This is a genomic window from Endozoicomonas sp. ALC020, from assembly GCF_049275935.1.
Taxonomy (GTDB): Bacteria; Pseudomonadota; Gammaproteobacteria; order Pseudomonadales; family Endozoicomonadaceae; genus Endozoicomonas_A.
On the sequence record NZ_CP184830.1, the window covers coordinates 3,969,175 to 3,988,231 of the forward strand.

Sequence of the window (19,057 nt, forward strand, 5' to 3'; positions counted from 1 at the left end):
TTCAAAAAATAGAAAGTTCGATTGATATAAAAAGGCCATTAACAGGATGACTATCTTGAAACACTCTGCCGGGATGGCTCCTGCTGCTGCCAACCCGTATAAAGTGCAAACCAGAACAAACTGTCGAGATGGGGCATTGGCAGGGTGCCGCTGTTAATACCCAGATTTGGCCCTTTGGCTCTGGATGAGCGCCGAATTCCCAGATCGGTCAGGTTCTCTGTTTTTGGACCTAATAGGCCTGGGTTAAAGCTCTGATCCGGATGATCCGGATAAACCTCATCAGGAAAACGGCCTGATTTGATATCCTCTACATAGCGGAGTTTCGGGTCACACCAGTAACCACACTCAAGTGCAGCCCGGCTCAGCGACTCTGCCGGGAATTCCTGGCATATCCTTGCTTTCATGGCCTCCGTATCCATTTTGTACGCACTGGCAAACAGGTCAGCGGCAATGGTCACCAGCTCATCCTGCAACTGGTTCATTTGCACGGGGTTTTTGCAATCCAGACTGTCGGTGTCATGGCGCACCCTGAGCCAGTTAATCACCAGCCCGTAAAAGGCTTTCCCAAGCTCAGTGATCCGCAATTCGCCCTGTCTCTCACGATCAGTTATGAAGTAGAGCTTTGCCAAACCAAAATTGTAGGAGGTTTGCTCAGCAAATGAGCGGACATCCGCCCAGTCCCTCATCCCCACCGGAGCAGGTGCTACGTTTGGGTAATGCTGGGCATTCCACTCTCCCATCGTGCCGGGAACACCCTGGGCTCCAAAAAAGGCTGTTGGTACCCAGCATCTGCCATCAGCAGAATTATGGAATGAAGTTAGTGTATCCGGTGCCTGAAAATTGTGATGCCAGAGACGACCTGCGTCTCTGGCAAAGAGTCTGAGGCCATCAAAGGATGCCTGCATCGAGAGACCGGTCACGTCTCCGGTTTCATAGGGATAGTGGTGATACAGTTGGGTATTTTTTTCATCGTCAAAGACTTGCAGCAGTGCCGAACCATCAGGCTCCAGGGCAATGGTTGCCAGGGTTTCTTCACGTAATCCACAGGCTTTGAACTTATTCAGGGCATCAAACAGACGATAGATGCCTCTTGGTTTCAGCAGAGCGCTTTCAAGGCCGAGCTTATCTTTATGGGTTCGAAAAAAATCCAGCTGTGGCTGCTCGCGGACAAAATCATGCCAGTCTTCTGTGGAGCAATGTTGCTGTTTCAGGAACTTGAAACGGCGATACCCCTGAGGTACGTCTTTGGATGGAAAAGCCAGACTGCGACCGTAAGTTATAATACTACTCCTGCAGTTGACTAACTCTGCTTCCCAAAGCCCGGGTATTCGCGGAACCGTCTCTTTTGGGCGTTTCCTGTCAAATTCAGCAACCGCATGGCGAAAAGCCTGACAATAATATCTGTCAGGATCAGGTGCACACCCGCCACCAATCCCAAGGCCAATCAGATGCCATGGATAGAAACGTGGCCTTATATGGATTAAGTCGTAGTTTCGTTCAATAAAGAGTGAATCGCGATCATCAGGTGTTGCTGACAGGTGCTCAAGTAGTTTTTTTTGCATGCCCGCAGTGGCAGCCCGGAGCACCTGCGCAGAAAATTCAACCGGCAACCCGTTCTGATGCATTAACCTCATTAATTCCAGTGTCTGCTGCTCATCCCTTAAAACGTCCGGGTGATGCTGAAAATAATTGATAACAGGCTGTAGTAACCTGGTTGCACCGGGCAAGGGGTTGTGTGACAACTCTCCATTATATGAATACTTAAAAGAACTTAAGCGGACGGCCTTAAAAGTAGATGACGGCAGGGATTTGAAGAGTTGCAGGAACTCAAAAAACCAGTTGACATTCAACGGGAATTTTCCGTCTAAATGATACTGCATACAACCAATGAGATGAGCAGAAGCAGTTAGCTTGATCAGAGCGCTGCGCTGGGCTCTGGCCAGTTGACGGTCTTCCGCTTTGGATATGGGCGCTGATGCTAACTGCTCGCGGTGATGTCGGTATAAAAGCAACAGTGGAGTTGCGCCGCTGTTGTCCCGTTGATTGGCCAGAGTCTCGGCGGGCAGATATTGAAACAACTGGTCATAGCGGGGGGGATAAGCTTCCAGACAGTCATATCTGCATACCTCCTTGTAAGAGCCCACGCTCTGCAGTGCTGTCACCATAAGGTGAAGAATATTCCCGCCGTTATTAAACTCCCGAATAAGAATTGTCGGAGAGGAGTCTGCCAGCAATCGCCTGAACAGTTCCCACTGGCCTAATATAAAGGTTGATACCAGAAGCTGTTCCCGCTCCTTATCATCCAGCTTTTTCAGTTCTTCCAGGATCAGTTTTTCATGCCTTTGTACATTCACTTCCAGCATAGAAAGCTGAGATATAAAATACTCTGAATTCAGTGCAGTGGTGATACTCTGGCAGAAATCCTCTGATGCTCCGGGGTTGCCATGCCTGATGCCCAGCGATTCGAAAATAGCTGTTATCAGATAGCTTGCTGAAAGATCGGAAAACTGTAGAGATCGATTAATTTTTGTGACTATTAAGCAGAACATTCTCGGCCTAAGCATAAGCTCTCTGGCAGCCTTCTCTATCTGCGTCCGGGTCAGGTATTTTTCCAATATTTCCATATAGCCCGAATCCGGCATAAAGATTATATTTTTGGCATCTTCGGCAAGAATTTTCAGTACTGCATCATGGTCTGTGTTGTTCAGGAGTTGTTCTAATAATCGGGGGGAGGTGTTTATTTTAAAAGACATCGAGATGCCTTCAAGACCCAACCCCAAATCCGCCAGCGTTTTCAGAACGGAAATATTTTCAGGAAATTTAGGTTCCATGGCAAGGCAGTTGATCAGTTCTTGTAATGACTGCGGATAGAGTTTTTCATCCTCCCCTGGATGAATCGGACTCATCGTCTCAAGATCATGATGGGCATCTTCTACCTTGTCTCGCAATAATTTATTACCTATTGGAATATCTATTTTGCCTATTGCACTCTGAACACGGGATATCCATTCACGACGCTGGTCAGCAGTAGAAGTGATCTGTCGCAGGAGTAAAGAGCGACTTGAGGGTCCATCAGGCCCCGCTGTTTTGTTGCTCAAACCAGCAGAAACGGTGGCAGAAACATTTGTTTCCGGAACGGTCCAACCGGACAAGTTTGAGGCGGTAGTGTTGGTCATCCGTGACAACATAATTTACTCCATCAATAACTTGAATTTTTTGTAGCGTCTTTATTTTTAGACCAGCAAAGGTTGATTTGGTTCAAAAAATGGAATGTTCGATGGGTATAAAAAAGGCCATCAACAGGATGGTTATCTTGAAACACTCTGCCGGGATGGCTCCTGCTGTTGCCACCCCGTATAAAGTGCAAACCAGAACAAACTGTCGAGATGGGGCATTGGCAGGGTGCCGGTGTCAACACCCAGATTTGGCCCTTTGGCTCTGGATGAGCGCCGAATTCCCAGATCGGTCAGGTTCTTTGTGTCTGGATTTAATCGACCAGGGCTAAAGCTCTGACGCGGATGATCCGGATAAACCTCATCAGGAAAACGGCCTGATTTGATATCCTTTACATAGCGGAGTTCCGGGTCACACCAGTAACCACACTCAAGTGCAGCCCGGCTCAGCGACTCTGCCGGGAATTTCTGGCATATCCTTGCTTTCATGGCCTCCGTGTCCATTTGGTAAGCACTAGCAAACAGGTCAGCGGCAATTGTCACCAGCTCATCCTGCAGCTGGTTCATCTGCACCCTGTTTTTGTAATCGAGACTGTTGGTGTCATGGCGCACCCTGAGCCAGTTAATCACCAGTCCGTAAAAGACTTTCCCAAGCTCAGTGATCCGCAATTCGCCCATCCCCTCACGATCGGTTATAAGGTAGAGTTTTGGCAAACCAAAGCTGTAGGAGGTTTGCTCGGCAAATGAGCGGATATCAGCCCAGTCTCTCATCCCCACCGGGGCAGGTGCTACGTTTGGGTAATGCTGGGCATTCCACTCTCCCATCGTGCCGGGAACACTTTGAGTTCCAAAAAAGGGTGTTGGTACCCAGCGTCTGCCATTAGCGGTATTATGGAACGAAGTTAGTGTATCTGGTGCCTGAAAATTGTGATGCCAGAGACGACCCGCATCTCTGGCAAATAGTCTCAGGCCATCAAAGGATGCCTGCACTGAGAGGCCGTCCACCTTTCCAGCTTCATAAGGATAGTGGTGATACAGGCAGGTATCTTTTTCATCATCAAAGACCTGTAGCAGTGCTGAACCATCGGGCTCCAGGGCAATGCTTGCCAGGGTTTCTTCAGTTAATCGACAGGCTTTGAGCTTGTCCAGGGCATCGTTCAGACGATAAATGCCCCGTGGTTTAAGCAGGGCGCTTTCAAGGCCCAGCTTATCCTTATGGGTTCGAAAAAATTCCAGCTGTGGCTGCTCGCGGACAAAATCATGCCAGTCTTCTGTGCAGCAATGTTGCTGTTTCAGGAACTTGAAACGGCGATACCCCTCAGGTACCTCTTTGGATGGAAAAGCCAGGCTGCGACCGTAAGTTATAATACTCCTGCAGTTGACGTTGAGTAGCTCTGCTTCCCAAAGCCCGGGAATTCGTGGAACCGTCTCTTTTGGGTGTTCCCTGTCAAATTCAGCAACCGCATGGCGAAACCCCTGACAATAAAATCTGTCTGGATCAGGCGCACACCCGCCGCCAACCCCAAGGCCAATCAGATGCCATGGGTAGAAACGTCTCCTCTGGGCTACGTCGTAGTTTCGTTCAATAAAGAGTGAATTGCGATCATCAGGTGCTGCTGACAGGTGCTCAAGTAGTTTTTTTTGTATGTCCTCGCTGGCAGCCCGGAGCACCTGCGCAGAAAATTCAACCGGCAACCCGTTCTGATGTATTAACCTCATTAATTCCAGTGTCTGCTGCTCATCCCGCAAAACGTCAGGGTGAAGGTGAAAATAATTGATAACAGGCTGTAGTAACCTGGTTGCACTGGGCAAGGGTTTGTGTAACAAGTGTCCTTTGTATGAATAGTCAGAAGAACCTAAGCGATCGGCCTTAAAGGTAGATGACGGCAGGGATTTAAAGAGTTGCAGGAACTCAAAAAACCAGTTGACATTGAACGGGAATTTTCCGTCTAAATGATCCTGCATACAATCAATGAGGTGAGCAGAAGCGGTTATCTTGATCAGAGCGCTGCGCCGGGCTTTGGCCAGTTGTCGGTCTTCCACTTTGGATATGGGCACTGATGCTAACTGCTCGCGGTGATGTCGGTATAAAAGCAACAGCGGAGTTGCGCCGCTGTTGTCCCGTTGATTGGCCAGAGTCTCGGCGGGCAGATATTGAAACAACTGGTCATAGCGGGGGGGATAAGCTTCCAGACAGGAATAGCTGCATATCCCATCGAAAGAGTTCACGCTCTGCAGTGCTGTCACCATAAGGTGAAGAATATTCCCGCCGTTATTAAACTCCCGATTAAGAATTGTCGGAGAAGAGTCGGCCAGCAACCGCCTGAACAGCTCCCACTGGCCTAGTATAAAGCTGGATACCAGAAGCTGTTCCCGCTCCGTATCATCCAGCTTTTTCAGTTCTTCCAGGATCAGTTTTTCATGCCTTTGTACATTCACTTCCAGCATAGAAAGCTGAAATATAAAAAACTCTGAGCCAAGTGCAGAGTTGATGCTCTGGCAGAAATCCTGTGACGCCTGAGGGTTTCCATGCCTGATGCCCAGCGAATCGAAAATAGCTGCTATCAGATACGTTGCTGAAAGATCGGAAAACCGTAGAGATGGATTGATGTATCTCAGAAGATTGCAACTTTTTGCCAGCAGATGCATAAGCTCCCGGGCAGTCTCCTGAATCTGCCAGCGGGTGAGGTATTTTTCCAATACTTCCATATAGCCCGGATCAGCCATAAAGATTATTTTTCTGGCATGTTTGTCAAGAATTTTCAGCACTTCTTTATGGCGTGTGTTACTCAGGAACTGTTCTAATAACCGGGGGGGGATCTTTATTTCACAATTCATCGACATGCCTTCAAGTCCCAGCCCCAAATCAGCCAGCGTTTGAAGAACGGAAATATTTTCAGGATATATAGGCTCCTCGACAAGGCAGCAGATCAGTTCTTGCAATGACTGCGAATAGAGTTTTTCATCCTTCCCGGGATGGATCGGACTCATCCTTTCAAGATCATGATTGGCATTTTCTACTTTTTCTCGCAAAAATTTATTATCAATTGGAATATCAATTCTACTTATTGCACTCTGAACATGGGATATCCATTCACTATGCTGGTCAGCAGTAGAAGTGATCTGTCGCAGGTGTACAGAGCGAGTTGAGGGTCCATCAGACCCGGCTGTGGTGTTGCTCAAATCTGGAGTGGAAGCAGGCGCGGAAACATTTGTTTCCGGAAGGGTCCAACTGGACAAGTTTGAGGCGGTAGTATTGGCTATCCCTGTTAACATGATTTACTCCATCTATAGTCTGATTTTTTTTTAAATCTTTTAATTAATGGACCAGCAAAGTTTGATTTGGTTCAAAAAATGGAAAGTTATCTCCGGTTCGGGAGACTCCGGATCGTTAGACATTCGGGTCTGAAGAGGCTTGAGCCTTCCTGAGACCTGACTGGCTGAAAAAACCATGGATGTGTTAGTCTCTGCCTCTATTAACCTTTATCAGACAGACAGATTGTTAATGAGTGACTCTCTAGACCCCAATGAGCTGAACAAAGCCAAACTCAACCTGGAAACCGCAAAAATTGCCTGGGAAGATCTCCAGCGCTACTTTGCTTCCGGCCACCTGCTGGCGGTGGCTCCCGATCTGGATATTGTTGCCGTCGCTCACAGTATCTCCATTGATGATAAAGCGACGGTAGAAATCTGGTTGAATGACAGGAAACTGGGACCGGTCAGTGATGATCAGGCGAGGAACTGGCATGAACAAAAAGCGGATTTATGGGCGGTAGTTGTGCGCCCGTGGGTGCTTGTTCAGGATAGAAACTGAATTCTATGCTGAAGATTTCCAATGCCGTTACCATTCCTTCGGATGAGATTGAGTTTAATTTTATCCGTGCTCAGGGGGCTGGGGGGCAGAACGTTAATAAAGTCTCTTCGGCGGTCCATTTAAGGTTTGATATCAGGGCTTCTTCCCTTCCGGACTTTTATAAAGAACAGCTGCTGGCTTTCAGTGATCAGAGGATTTCTTCTGAGGGCGTCATTGTTATCAAGGCGCAGTCCTTCAGAACTCAGGAGAAAAATCGTGAAGATGCTCTGAATCGGTTACTGGGCCTGATTCAAAAAGCGACAGCGGTGACTAAAAAAAGAAAGGCCACCAAACCCACCCGTTCTTCACAGAAAAAACGCATGGATCGAAAGCATCAGCGAGGCCAGACAAAAGCACTGAGAGGTCAGGTCAAGGGCTGGTGATCAAAACTCGGTTATTATTAGAAAAATTAATTAACAGTCCCACTGCCACGGACTATAAAGCTAACGGAAGTGAAAGAGTCAGGAGACTCCAGATGCCGATACCGCCAACCGATGGATCTGCGCCCCCACCTTCGGGTAACGGGGCGCCGGACTAAACCGACAATCAGTGCCTCCAATGGTATACTGAACCCTCTACAGTCCTCCGAGGAGCTTTGTGGAGAAACAAAGAGATCTCCTCAGGCTGAATGAATTGAGACCTGATTTAAGTACCTAACTTATTTCATTGATTAATGCGGTTTTTTTATGGAATGACTTGCAATAAATCTGGCTCTCCATAGGATTAAGGCCCATGGGTATTGGAAACAAGAGACTCTCGGATTCATGATAAAACGATTTGCTTCTTTTATGGCCATCATCATGGCCTTCAGCTTCGTCTTCAACGTACCAGTAGCCGATGCTAAAAAGTTTGGAGGAGGCAAGAGCTTCGGCCGTTCTTATAACACGGCTCCCGCTCCCAAACAGCCGACTGCAGCACCTCAGCAGGGTAGCAAACAGACAGCTGCTCAAGGCTCCCGCAAGGGCATGCTGGGCGGGTTGTTGGGTGGCCTGCTGGCGGGTGGGCTGATTGCCTCTCTGTTCGGCGGTGCTTTCACTGGTCTGCAGATGATGGATATTCTGATTATCGCTTTGCTGGCTTTTGTGCTCTTCAAGGTGTTCCGCAGTATGAACCGTGCCAAAGCTACGGCAGCGGGTCATGGTGGCAATCATGCTCACTTCACCCCGGAACAGTCAGGCCAGAATAAGCCTTCCCCTTCGTTAGATCAGCTGTTTGGCCAGAACAGGGAACAGCGCGAAGATGACTTCGGTCAGGCTGACCAAACAAGCTTGCCTCAAACCGGTTTTGGAACCAGTGATGTCCCGATGAATCTGCCAGAAGGCTTTAACCTGAGTGCATTCATGAATGGTGCCAGAGACCATTACCGCACGCTTCAGGAAGCATGGAATAAAAACGATCTGGACATCATACGTGAGTATCTGGACCCTGAACTGTTTTTACAGTTAAAAGCGGAAAGAGCCACTTTGGGTGGCGATCAGCACACCGAAGTGATCTTTGTGGACGCTGAGTTGGGCAGAGCTGATTACAACGACACTGTTGCCGAGATCAGCGTGCGCTTCACCGGTAAATATCGCGATACCGTTGAAGGTGTTGAAGAAGATATTACCGATATCTGGCATCTGCAACGTAGCTTGAAAGAGCCCGATGCTCCCTGGCTGATTGTGGGTATTGAAGCCTGATGTAAGTACTCAACCATACGAAATCATATTTTCTGACTTATTGTTCAGGCACTCGCGGCAACTGCTCCTGCGTTGCTCTAGCTCCTGCATCCATGCAGTCGTGATGCGTTGCAACTCTGGTCACATAGCTTACTATGCTCCCGTCGTTGCGCCTTGCAGAGCGCCTGCCCAATAAGCCAGAAATATTCGATTCCGTATGGCTGAGTACTTAGAGCCGAAGGGAAAGGTGTTTTGCCTTTCCCTGACTGGGCTCTATTGTCGATGATCTTCATGTCATTTACCGAAAACTTCTGGTAGCAATATCAAATGTGACGGTAACTGGCCCTTTTTTGGTTTTAGTGACATTAACTGGGTCAACATCAAAAAAATTCCGTACTTTATCGTCAGCATTAGGGCCACACAAATAGCTGGTTCCAGGCGTTTCTTGCACGAATTCTTTCCAGGTTTTTACTCTGTCGTCAGAAGCTTCAGCTTCTAAGCGGCTGTTCACCCCGAGTATATCTCGTAACTCTGGCTTGAATATATTATGCAAATCCATCCCGGAAATATACCAGGCTTTGTAGGCCCGACCCTGATCAGGAACATGAACAAGGAATAAACTATTAACAAGCCTGAGTGCTTGAACGTTTTTGTCCATATCAACCCATTCACGTTCATCCGAAAACAGTTTTAAAATTCCGCTTTTGCTGCCTTCAAGATATTCGTCCAGCCGTTTTGAAAAATCTTCATCACTGTCTTCAGATTCATCGTCTGAAGACTCAATAGAATATGAAGACAATGGCCTGGCTGCACCATGGGATGTTGGATTATCAAGGCCAGATGTTTTTTGGGCGTCAACAGCCGTAGCTCTGGCCGTTTCTGGCTGATCCGGCGCTGTTGTCGGTTTGCCAGAACCAGTAACCAATAAAGGTGGTTTAGTTGAATTAGATGGAATCATAAGTCACTCCGTTAATTGCTTACTTAAATTTGACAAGAAGAAACAGGGGAAGTTCATAAACACGTGCTGTAAGCAGGAAAAGGACAAAGCGAGAGGGTATAGCCTTGCAGCCAGAAACCTCCCGCAGCCACCAGGACGGTGTTGAGTTGGGGAGGTTTTTATAATGACGGTCTTGCCGAGATCAGCTTGCGTTTCACAGGTATGTAGCGTGATACCGCTGAGGAAGCCGGGGACTAACTGCTGGCTAGCCCCTGATCATTGACCATGACCTGTTCGTACTTTTGGGTCAACACCTGCATTTTCTTGAGAATGGATTCTGTGGTCACAGAGATGGCTGTAGGCATATAGCGTCCCTGTTTATATTGCGTAAACCCTGATTTGGAAAAAAACCATTGAGCTTTAACCTTGGAGAGCAGCTTTTTGATTTCAGGGGTATTCACGGGGGACTGGTCGAGTTCATTCAGTGAGCTTTCAAACAGAGCCATGGATTCCTCAAAACCTTTCTCATAGATACTGCCACTGACGCCCCAGGCCAGAGCCTGGTAATACATAGCTATTCTCTGGCTGAGCGCGCGCTGTCGACCTGAAACATTGACCAGTCTGGCTTTGCTGGTGGCAGAGTGCTTTTCAATCAATGTAACCAGGTCATTGCTGCTGTTGAATACCCTCAGAGCCTTTTGAATGAGGTCAGCTGCAGCTTCTCTGTCGGGTTCTGACAGTGCCATTTTTTTGTAAGTTTCCCAGTCTTTCGCAACCACATTCAGCTGATGTTTGATTGCACCGTTGGGCGCATAATCTGATAAAGCCTGAAAGTTATTTTCAAACAGCGTAATGCTTTTATCGAGCTGCTCTCTGGCGTCTTCTGAGTTAATGTCGGCTCCGATCATCAGGTAGCTTTTAGCGACTCGCTGAGACAGCATCCGTTGCAAACCGGATGTGTTGACCGCTTCGGCATCGTTCAGGGCGGCTGAAGTTTCTCCTGAGTAAGCGATTAAATACGCCATAATAAAGCCCAGGAATTTATAACAGAATAAAAGTGGGCGGAAGTCGGGAAGTATTCTGGAAATTTGCACTGTTATTGTTCGCTCTCTGCGCTATCCGGGGGCATCCTGATGAGTTTTTGGTTCAACAGGTTATGTTGCAAAGCTATGTGCAGAATATATGCCAGAGCTGAATAGTTCTCAGACGATTATTCCGGCCTCGGTCAGAAAGGCGCTGGAATTAAACAAGCAGGAAAAGCTTCAGTATGAGATTCGCTCCGATGGCAGCGTCCTGCTTTTTAAGTGCCAGAGTGACAAAAGAGACCCTGTAATAGCAGGCTTCCTGGATTTTCTTGAGCGGGATATGAAAAACCACCCCTGAACACTGAAGCCGTTTTCCCCGGAGCTTGCTCGGAAGCTCAGTGATCTGGTTGGGGAGATTGATATCGATCTCGACTTTCAAAAGAAAAACGCCACAAAACGACTGGCGGCAATCAACCAGTTGGCATTTGAACGGGTTTCAGGCAATCCCTCTAATCCTGCATATCCTTGAAAGTCACCGTTTGTGCAGAGCCGTTGCCGCAAAAACCACTTTATGGTTTGTCTGACAAGGAAACTGATGAGGAGTACGAAGGACAGCCCACCAAATGATCATTCACCATCCCCATAGCTTGCATGTAGGTATAACAGATAGTGCTGCCTACGAATGAAAAATCTCTTTTTTCAGGTCTTTACTCATGGCATTGGATTCCGGGGTGGTGACAGGCACCTCAGACATGGTTTTCCACTGGTTCCGGATTGGAGTGTGATTCATGCCCGGTGGAGGTCTGGGGACACCCAAGCAGCAGTATGAACTACGTTGTTTTATCCGATGGAGCCGACCAAAGCAAGACTCTGCTTACGGTTTTTCGAAGGTGATACGGGCTTTTGGGTTGACCTTCGAAGATGACGAGCAGAAATTTAATTTTCCATATTTTTGCGGAAATAGGTTGATTCGATTATATTGAACGAATCGAACGAAACTGGGAGAATCATTGACAATGGAAGCTCTAACCGCTAATGAAGCGAAAACAAATTTTGGTGACATGTTGCTAAAGGCACAGAGTCGCCCGGTCCAAATCAGTAAGAATGGTAAGCCCGTTGCTGTGGTTATTTCAGCAGATGATTACAAAGACATCGAAGAACTCAAGTTGAAAATGTTGCAGTTAAAGGCAGCTCAGGCTGAAGCTGATATAGCAGCAGGCAAGCTGGCGGATGGAGATGCATTTTTTGATGAGCTGGAATCAGGACAACATGACTGATGCAATCTATCTCTTAACTCCCGACGCTCAATCTGACTTGATCGAAATCCGGCGCTACACAATAGCTCAATGGGGAATTGAACAGTCAAAAAAATACATTTCCGAACTCCGAAAAACTATACAACTTCTTGCTGAAAGTCCTACTCTCGGCGCACAGAGGCCGGAGGTTGGGACGAACGTTTTGAGTTTTCCCTGTGCTAGCCATGTGATTTATTATTTCATGCGTGACAGTATGTTGATCGCGTTCGGTATATTACATAAACGGATGGTGCCATTCAGTCACCTTGCCAGAAGAAAAAATAAAAACTCTTCATACTGGGACTAAATACTCAGCCATACGGAATCGAATATTTCTGGCTTATTGGGCAGGTGCTCTGCAAGGCGCAACGACGGGAACATAGCAAGCTATGTGACCAGAGTTGCAACGCATCACGACTGCATGGATGCAGGAGCTAGAGCAACGCAGGAGCAGTTGCCGCGAGTGCCTGAACAATAAGTCAGAAAATATGATTTCGTATGGTTGAGTACTTAATGATGGATATTTCAGAAGAATGAATTGCAGACTATAAAAGAAATATTAACCTTACGTCAGATATTCACTCTTGTCGGTTGAAGCATCTTTTGCTTCAACCGACACCAACAGTGGTGAGGAGTACGAAGGACAGCCCACCAAATGATCATTCACCATCCCCATAGCCTGCATGTAGGCATAACAGATAGTGCTGCCTACGAATGAAAAACCTCTTTTTTTCAGGTCTTTACTCATGGCATTGGATTCCGGGGTGGTGACCGGCACCTCAGACATGGTTTTCCACTGGTTCCGGATTGGAGTGTGATTCACAAAGGACCAGATATATTGATTAAAGCTGCCAAACTCTTCCTGAATGTTCAGAAAGGCCCGGGCGTTGTTGATGGCACTGTTTACTTTCAGCCGGTTTCTGACAATACCTTCATCCTGGAGCAGTCTTTCTACATCTTGCCCGGTGAATTGGGCGACGGCTGTCGGATTAAAGCCTGCAAAGGCTCTGCGGTAGCCCTCCCGGCGTTTGAGTATGGTGATCCAGCTGAGACCAGCCTGGGCCCCTTCCAGAATCAGAAATTCGAACAGCTTCTGATCGTCGTGACAGGGAATGCCCCACTCTTCATCATGATATCGAATGTAGTCCGGGTCTTCTGTGCACCAGGCACATCGTTGATTTGTCAAAAGGATGACTCCCATACTGGTTGCCGTGAAGAGTAAAGCATTAGAGAACAGGTCAATGGCACTCTTGAGCTGTTGGCAGTGATTTTGGCTAAGCTGAAACAGTAACAACTTCATGGAAGGAAGTCATGCCATCCAAAGTGTCATCATCCGGTTCTGTGTTGCCACCTGTACCTCCTCATTTGCCGGATGAGCCTTCATCAAAAAACACCGTTTCATCAGGCTTTCGAGATGTTTCTGTTGCGGATGGAGAGGAAGGATTAACGTTCCCGCAGGAAGGGTGGCACACTGCTCCTCAAAGTCTGGATTCCCGACACCCCAGAGTGGTCGATGCCCAGCCACTGATTCAGATTGATGATATACCTGCAACCTCGGAAGCAGCCTTTCCCGCCCTGCCAAAAATTAGATCAAGCGTGTTCGAGAGACTATTGGCTACGGTCATAATCTGGGTGCTGGACTTGAAAAAAGTTCGGTCAAAAGTCAGCTTTCGCAGGGCGGCCGTCGTCAGACAACTGAACAAACAGTTGAAAAGGGTCAGGGAGGCGATACACAGCAAGCCTTTAAAGAAAACGCTTGATGAACGCCGGATTCTGAAAAAAAAGCAGATGCTGTTGCGTAAACAGAAAAAGCAGGCAAGAGTGGCCAGGGATAATGAGATTCGTAGTTACCTCAGGCTGTTGCGATCTTTCAAAGCTATGCATAGAGGAGAGTTAAAGGATCATACTGTTCATCTGGACGAACTGTCACTGGGAGGTGGCAAAGCCACTTTGAAGCATGTTGAGTTAAGGGTCCACAAAGTGGAGCTCTTGGATTCGGACACGGGCCAGACCTACCCCAAAATTACCCTGGATGTTAAGGGCTCTGTTAATGTTGATGTGCCCGGTCAGCCTCCCCTTAAGATGGATATCAAAATCAAGGATATGGATGTCAGTATTCAGGGCAGAGTGGTAGCAGGAATTAATGCCTATATTAGTGGAAAGGGCATTGCAGGCTTTTTCAGGGCACTTCACCGTATTCGCAGGCAGAAAGGCACCTTCTTCGAGCTTAACCGGACAGGGGTCACCATTGGAAAAATAAAGGCTTCTCTGGATGAACCGGACCCGGCAGCCCTGTTTGCATTTACAGGGGGGTTAAGTATCGGGGTGAAAGAAAGCATCAGCAAGATGTTTTCTCTGCTCGAGCATCCATTTGATCTGATGGTTCATGATCTTGAGATAGCCAGAAAAGGTCTGCCTCTGCCACTGAGCAGGATGGAAGGACTTAAGGTGGCTAGTGAACTCAAGCCTTTTGAGTGCACACAGGGTGAGACGGAGAGAAGGCTGGCCGTCAGTGTGAAAACCATGGAAGTGGATACAGGAGGGCTTTCGGATGCCCTGTATGGTATTGCCCGCGAGAAAAAGCTCAAGCCTATGGATTTAATAACCTCTGATAAAGAGGAAGATTTTGACTGGGTCTCTGAACTGGAAAAACAGTCCTCCGGTCTCAGGGCCAGAGCCAGCGACCTTAATCTGCAGTTGAAGGCGCAGTTATCAAAAGAAAAAGTTCAAAGTGGGTCTGGAGATTTCGATCTGGAACTCGATGCAGGCCATCTGGAGCTGGAAAATAGCGGAGCAGCACAAGCGCATCTGGATCTGAATAAGGTTCATATGGAGGGCAAACTGGATGGAGGTGCAACAGATTTTAGCGGTCGTGCAAAAACCTTTTCAGCCGGGCTGAGGCTCAATCAGAAGCTGGGAGCGGATTCTGGTAACAGTGTTAATTGTCATGCTGATGTCAGAGGTGAAGATTTAAAGCTTGCAAGGGCTCTGCATCAGGGGCAGGTTCAAACCGAAATTGAAACAAACCGGCTGATCGTTGATACCCATGGCCAGCCATCCTCGATTCATTGGCGTGATACCCGCATTGAGCTGCCCCAAAACCTGGGTGGGCAGATACAGAAGCTCTCTGCTCATCTCAAAGACAGTGAAAAAGGAGATGCTGAACTCAAGTTCAGTGTCGGTAAAACACACTTATCAGGTGAGGGGCTGGTGACCGTTAAGACTCAGGCCAGCAAGTTTTCTGTTCCAGTCAGGGGCAATGTGGCTTTGGATCAGTGTGAGGTCTCTAATACGAAGTTCAAAGAAGGGGATTTAAGGCAATCTTCAGCGATTACGGCAGTCACTCCGGGAAATATCAGTATCGATGGCGTCAGAGCCGGCTCTGTCAAGGTTGGAAACCTGACTACAAAGCTGGATGAAGAAGGCACTGGATACGTTTATCTCAACGATGTTTTTTTGAGTGGTGATGACCTTATCGAGGATTTCGAGCAGCTTCCCCAAGCTATCCGACAAAACATACCCACAGGTTTTCTTAAGGGCAGAAAGCTGAAGGCGTCAGTCAAAGTAAAGGTGGAGAAGGGGCTGGTGGACCTGAAAACAGCCGAGTTTCTCTCTTTCGATCTGGATGAAAAGGATGTGGATAAATCCGCCTGGACACAATGGTCTTCATGGGATCAATGGTTCAGAAGTGGTCTGATCGGTGCAGCCGGTTGGGTTTCGTTCAAGGGTATGAATGTGGCCGACGAACAGCTCTGTATTTCACTGGGTATTGGTCCATTGAGTTACCCCATTCCGATCATGAAAGCACCGCAAGAGGCTGTTCGGGGCGAAAAGCTCTCTCTTCCGGTTTTGCTGCATCATTACACCGGTGTCTGTTGGGGTGATGCTTTAACAGACGACAAAGATTTTATACATAAGATCAATATGGGCGATCTGCAGGCTCTCTCAACACTGGAGAGCTATTGTCGACAGGTCGGATCTGATCGGGCTGAGCGTCTGCTGAAAACGTTGCAGCTTCAACCCTGGATAGAGAGGTCGAAGGGTGGGGATCAACTGTCCTTCAGCTATTTGAAAACATTAGCTGGATTATTTTTTCAGTATCCGGGTACAGCTGGTCGGGGCATCCTGTTATTCAGGAGCCTTCAGTGGCCTGTTACCCCGCCTCTGGCCCAAGCCATACTGAAACAGCCCTTCCGCTCACAGATTGATCCTGTAGCTTTGGCTCTTTCCGCTTCGCAGGCAGGGCTGATCAAAGAAGCTTATGAAGTGTTGGCAGAAGCACTCAAGAAGAAGCCGGAAGATCCCAGACTGAATTACTATGCAAGTGTCCTTTTAAGAGACGGGCTCCATGCCATCAGGCCGGATCAGATGAGCGAGGACGAGAAAGAGCATCGGAGTATTGAGTCGGCCCGCAGGTTATCGCTTGCTGCCAGGAAAAAATACCCTGCAGCGATAGCGCTTCAGAAGCAACTCTGTGAAGAACGGGAGCCTTATGCGTTGCTGGCTGAAGCAGGTGATTTGTTGACCCATGTTCATAAACCTTCTGCCTTCTACAAAGCCCTGAACCAGCTTGAGGAAATGGCTGCACAGGGAGAGGGAGTCAAAGGGAGAGTAGCAAAAACTATTCTGGCTAACAGAATAGAAAACGGTCGGAAGATTTTCATACATCCTACTGCCAGGGTTGAAAAGAGTATTCATGCTCTGGAAAAGCGAATGAAACACAAAGGATTACACGATGTCAGGCCGGACGAACTCTACCAGCTCGGTATACGCTACCTTTACGGTGTTGAAGGTAAGGTTTCCAATCCGGCCAGAGCGGTTGAGTTGTTGCAACAGGCAGGCAAAGAGGGAGAAAACAGGGCACAGCTTCACCTTGAGTTGGCAGAGTCAGCACGTTCCGGGATGATGTCTGAATAGAGGGTGATTTTAACCGGAAAAAGAACTGTTCGTTTTTCAGACAGACAGGTATTCTGTTCTTTTATTTTCATTCATTCCAGAGAATTTCAATTCATGAACATTACCGACAAAACAGTCGCGCTGATCCACTACACCCTGAAAAATGCCGGGGGTGAAGTTCTGGACAGTTCCGAAGGTCATGACCCTCTGGCCTATCTGCACGGTGCGGGTAATATTATCGCCGGTCTGGAAAGTGCTCTGGAAGGAAAAACGGCGGGTGACAAGCTGGACGTCTCTGTAGAAGCTGCGCAAGCCTATGGCGAATACGATGAAAGTCTGGTGCAGCCCATTCCCCGTGCCCAGTTTGGTGAACACGACGTAGAAGTAGGTATGCAGTTCCATGCAGATACCGCTATCGGCCCACGCATTGTCACCATTACGGCCATTGAAGGCGATGAAGTTGTGATTGATGCCAACCATCATCTGGCAGGGGAAGACCTGAACTTTGCCGTTGAGGTGGTTGAAGTTCGTGATGCGACAGAAGAAGAGCTGGATCATGGTCATGTACATGGACCCGGTGGTCACGAGCATTGAATCAGTCATAAAAAACCGGGTGAATAGCCCGGTTTTTTTTATGACGGTAAAAAGCATTAGCTTCTTTTGAACAAGATCTTGTTTTTTCTGAAAGTTTTTTCTGGCAATTTGGTCAAAAATACACCGAGCATCAGGAACAGAGTCAGGAACAGAGACTCATGGCTGAGCATTGTTCCGTTCAACAGGCTGTCCAGACAGAGTGCAATCACCGGGAAGATCAGAAAACAGATGGAAGCCTGGAATGGGCTGGCCAGTTTGTTTAACTGGAAGTAAGCCATAATGCCGCCAATCCCTGCTACGGAACCCAGATAGATCACTGCGCTGAGTGAGAGCGCCGAGAAACTGTTTATATCCGGCGTTTCCATGAAGTAGCCCGTAATCATCAGAAATACCGCTGCCATCAGACAGGGGAGGGCATTGTAGGTCAGCACATGAATACCCTCACAACGAGTCTGGACACTGGTGTAAATCAGGGCATGCATGAGCACGGCAACGACCAGTGCAATCACACCCATCAGGCTGCCGTTACTGTTGACCGACATTTCGTTACCAATAATAGTCACCAGGCTGCCCAGGGCTATGACCAGCCCCGCCAGCTGGTGCATAGCCACCTTATGGCGCTGGAGTAATACCGAAAAGATCAGAACGACGACCGGCATATTGGCGAAGATGATAGACGCCAGTCCCGATGAAATATATTGTTCGCCAAAAATCATCAGGGTAAAGGGGATGGCAAAGTAAAACAGACTGATCAGGAAAAACTCCAGACTTTTATTCTTTGGGAACCAGATCGTAACGCCTTTCAATCTGGCCAGCAGAAGAATCAGGGGTGCTGCAACAGCAAAACGAATGCCGGTAGCGGTAATGGGCGGAATAGTAGCAACAGCCAGTTCCATAGCCAGCCATGTCGTCCCCCAAATGAAGCAGACAGTAACAAACAAAAGGCTGACCCGGGTCTTTGTGCTCATGCCAACATCCTCGTAATACGTTCAATGGCTGAAAAACAGTTGTTGCTAATTATTACCTATGATGAAAAGTTTAAATGACAAAGCTGGAAAAATGTTGTCAAAGTCGTCATGATTTAAAAAGTTTTGGGAAAAATAATTCTCTATTATGCTTGATAAAAAGGATAAACTGATTCTTGACTGCCTTCAGCGGGATGCATCCATTCCAGTGGCTGATATTGCCGACAGGGTAGGGTTAACCGTCTCACCCTGCTGGAAGCGGTTGAAAAGGCTGGAAGAAGAGGGCTATATCACTCAGCGGGTGGCGCTGCTGGACAGTGAAAAACTGGGTTTACACCTCACTGCTTTTGTGAATATCAAAACCCAAAATCACAGCAATGAATGGTATGAGGCTTTTGTCTCGGAAGTCAGTGACTTTGCCGAAGTGATTGAGTTCTTCCGGATGGCAGGAGAGTACGACTATATGATGAAAGTGCTGGTCAGGGATATGGCAGCCTTTGACGTATTCTATAAGCGACTGGTAAACAGTGTGACTGGACTCAGTGAAGTGACCTCTTCCTTTGCTATGGAGAAGCTGAAAAATACCACTTACCTGCCATTGGGTTGACTATGAGACTCATCGAAATCATGTACTAGACTGGTTTCACCCTCATATCTTTAG

15 protein-coding genes and 1 pseudogene are annotated in these 19,057 nt (G+C 47.7%); 9 read left to right on the plus strand and 7 right to left on the minus strand.

Annotated features, from left to right (window positions below):
• Positions 1-50: 50 nt before the first annotated feature.
• Positions 51-3,188, minus strand: a complete 3,138-nt coding sequence (locus ACOJUO_RS14825; RefSeq protein WP_422137376.1) for a hypothetical protein — start codon at positions 3,186-3,188, stop codon at positions 51-53.
• A 120-nt stretch (positions 3,189-3,308) separates the two neighbouring features.
• The gene (locus ACOJUO_RS14830; protein ID WP_422137377.1) at positions 3,309-6,449 is read right to left on the minus strand and encodes a hypothetical protein; all 3,141 of its coding nucleotides are present in this window, start codon (positions 6,447-6,449) and stop codon (positions 3,309-3,311) included.
• 175 nt (positions 6,450-6,624) lie between these two features.
• On the opposite strand from ACOJUO_RS14830, the gene ACOJUO_RS14835 reads away from it, so the two are divergent.
• The 3 genes from ACOJUO_RS14835 (at position 6,625) to ACOJUO_RS14845 (ending at position 8,705) form a co-directional block, all read left to right on the plus strand.
• Positions 6,625-6,987 (plus strand): DUF2288 domain-containing protein, encoded by a 363-nt coding sequence (locus tag ACOJUO_RS14835; protein ID WP_422132779.1) that lies wholly within the window; start codon positions 6,625-6,627, stop codon positions 6,985-6,987.
• 5 nt (positions 6,988-6,992) lie between these two features.
• Positions 6,993-7,409 carry an alternative ribosome rescue aminoacyl-tRNA hydrolase ArfB gene (gene arfB, locus ACOJUO_RS14840; RefSeq protein ID WP_422132780.1) on the plus strand — a complete coding sequence of 139 codons (417 nt, stop codon included), beginning with the start codon at positions 6,993-6,995 and terminating at the stop codon, positions 7,407-7,409.
• A gap of 381 nt (positions 7,410-7,790) precedes the next feature.
• Complete coding sequence (locus ACOJUO_RS14845; protein WP_422137378.1) at positions 7,791-8,705, plus strand: Tim44 domain-containing protein; 915 nt, start codon at positions 7,791-7,793, stop codon at positions 8,703-8,705.
• Between the two features lie 277 nt (positions 8,706-8,982).
• Here the strand turns inward: ACOJUO_RS14845 and ACOJUO_RS14850 are convergent, their stop codons facing one another.
• Both ACOJUO_RS14850 and ACOJUO_RS14855 read right to left on the minus strand, forming a co-directional pair.
• The gene (locus tag ACOJUO_RS14850; RefSeq protein WP_422137379.1) at positions 8,983-9,642 is read right to left on the minus strand and encodes a hypothetical protein; all 660 of its coding nucleotides are present in this window, start codon (positions 9,640-9,642) and stop codon (positions 8,983-8,985) included.
• A 233-nt stretch (positions 9,643-9,875) separates the two neighbouring features.
• Positions 9,876-10,646 (minus strand): type IV pili methyl-accepting chemotaxis transducer N-terminal domain-containing protein, encoded by a 771-nt coding sequence (locus ACOJUO_RS14855; protein WP_422132783.1) that lies wholly within the window; start codon positions 10,644-10,646, stop codon positions 9,876-9,878.
• Positions 10,647-10,803: 157 nt separating this feature from the next.
• Between ACOJUO_RS14855 and ACOJUO_RS14860 the strand changes: the two genes are divergently transcribed.
• Positions 10,804-11,004, plus strand: coding sequence for a type II toxin-antitoxin system PrlF family antitoxin (locus tag ACOJUO_RS14860; protein WP_422132784.1), 201 nt, complete (start codon positions 10,804-10,806; stop codon positions 11,002-11,004).
• Between the two features lie 211 nt (positions 11,005-11,215).
• On the opposite strand, the pseudogene ACOJUO_RS14865 reads toward ACOJUO_RS14860, so the two are convergent.
• Positions 11,216-11,436: pseudogene (locus ACOJUO_RS14865) on the minus strand (DNA-3-methyladenine glycosylase I).
• A 226-nt stretch (positions 11,437-11,662) separates the two neighbouring features.
• On the opposite strand from ACOJUO_RS14865, the gene ACOJUO_RS14870 reads away from it, so the two are divergent.
• Complete coding sequence (locus ACOJUO_RS14870; protein WP_422137380.1) at positions 11,663-11,923, plus strand: type II toxin-antitoxin system Phd/YefM family antitoxin; 261 nt, start codon at positions 11,663-11,665, stop codon at positions 11,921-11,923.
• Positions 11,916-12,248, plus strand: coding sequence for a type II toxin-antitoxin system RelE/ParE family toxin (locus ACOJUO_RS14875; RefSeq protein WP_422137381.1), 333 nt, complete (start codon positions 11,916-11,918; stop codon positions 12,246-12,248). The genes ACOJUO_RS14870 and ACOJUO_RS14875 overlap by 8 nt, the downstream gene beginning before the upstream one ends.
• Positions 12,249-12,506: 258 nt before the next feature.
• Here ACOJUO_RS14875 and ACOJUO_RS14880 read toward each other — a convergent pair whose 3' ends face one another.
• The gene (locus ACOJUO_RS14880) at positions 12,507-13,241 is read right to left on the minus strand and encodes a DNA-3-methyladenine glycosylase I (protein ID WP_422137382.1); all 735 of its coding nucleotides are present in this window, start codon (positions 13,239-13,241) and stop codon (positions 12,507-12,509) included.
• 11 nt (positions 13,242-13,252) lie between these two features.
• Here ACOJUO_RS14880 and ACOJUO_RS14885 point away from each other — a divergent pair, with 11 nt between their 5' ends.
• Positions 13,253-16,858: a hypothetical protein gene (locus ACOJUO_RS14885; RefSeq protein WP_422137383.1), complete on the plus strand. Its 3,606-nt coding sequence runs from the start codon at positions 13,253-13,255 to the stop codon at positions 16,856-16,858.
• A gap of 93 nt (positions 16,859-16,951) precedes the next feature.
• Positions 16,952-17,431: an FKBP-type peptidyl-prolyl cis-trans isomerase gene (locus tag ACOJUO_RS14890; protein WP_422132813.1), complete on the plus strand. Its 480-nt coding sequence runs from the start codon at positions 16,952-16,954 to the stop codon at positions 17,429-17,431.
• A 56-nt stretch (positions 17,432-17,487) separates the two neighbouring features.
• Here ACOJUO_RS14890 and ACOJUO_RS14895 read toward each other — a convergent pair whose 3' ends face one another.
• Positions 17,488-18,399 carry a DMT family transporter gene (locus ACOJUO_RS14895; RefSeq protein WP_422132814.1) on the minus strand — a complete coding sequence of 304 codons (912 nt, stop codon included), beginning with the start codon at positions 18,397-18,399 and terminating at the stop codon, positions 17,488-17,490.
• Positions 18,400-18,544: 145 nt separating this feature from the next.
• On the opposite strand from ACOJUO_RS14895, the gene ACOJUO_RS14900 reads away from it, so the two are divergent.
• Positions 18,545-19,003, plus strand: coding sequence for an Lrp/AsnC family transcriptional regulator (locus ACOJUO_RS14900; RefSeq protein ID WP_422132815.1), 459 nt, complete (start codon positions 18,545-18,547; stop codon positions 19,001-19,003).
• Positions 19,004-19,057 lie beyond the last annotated feature (54 nt).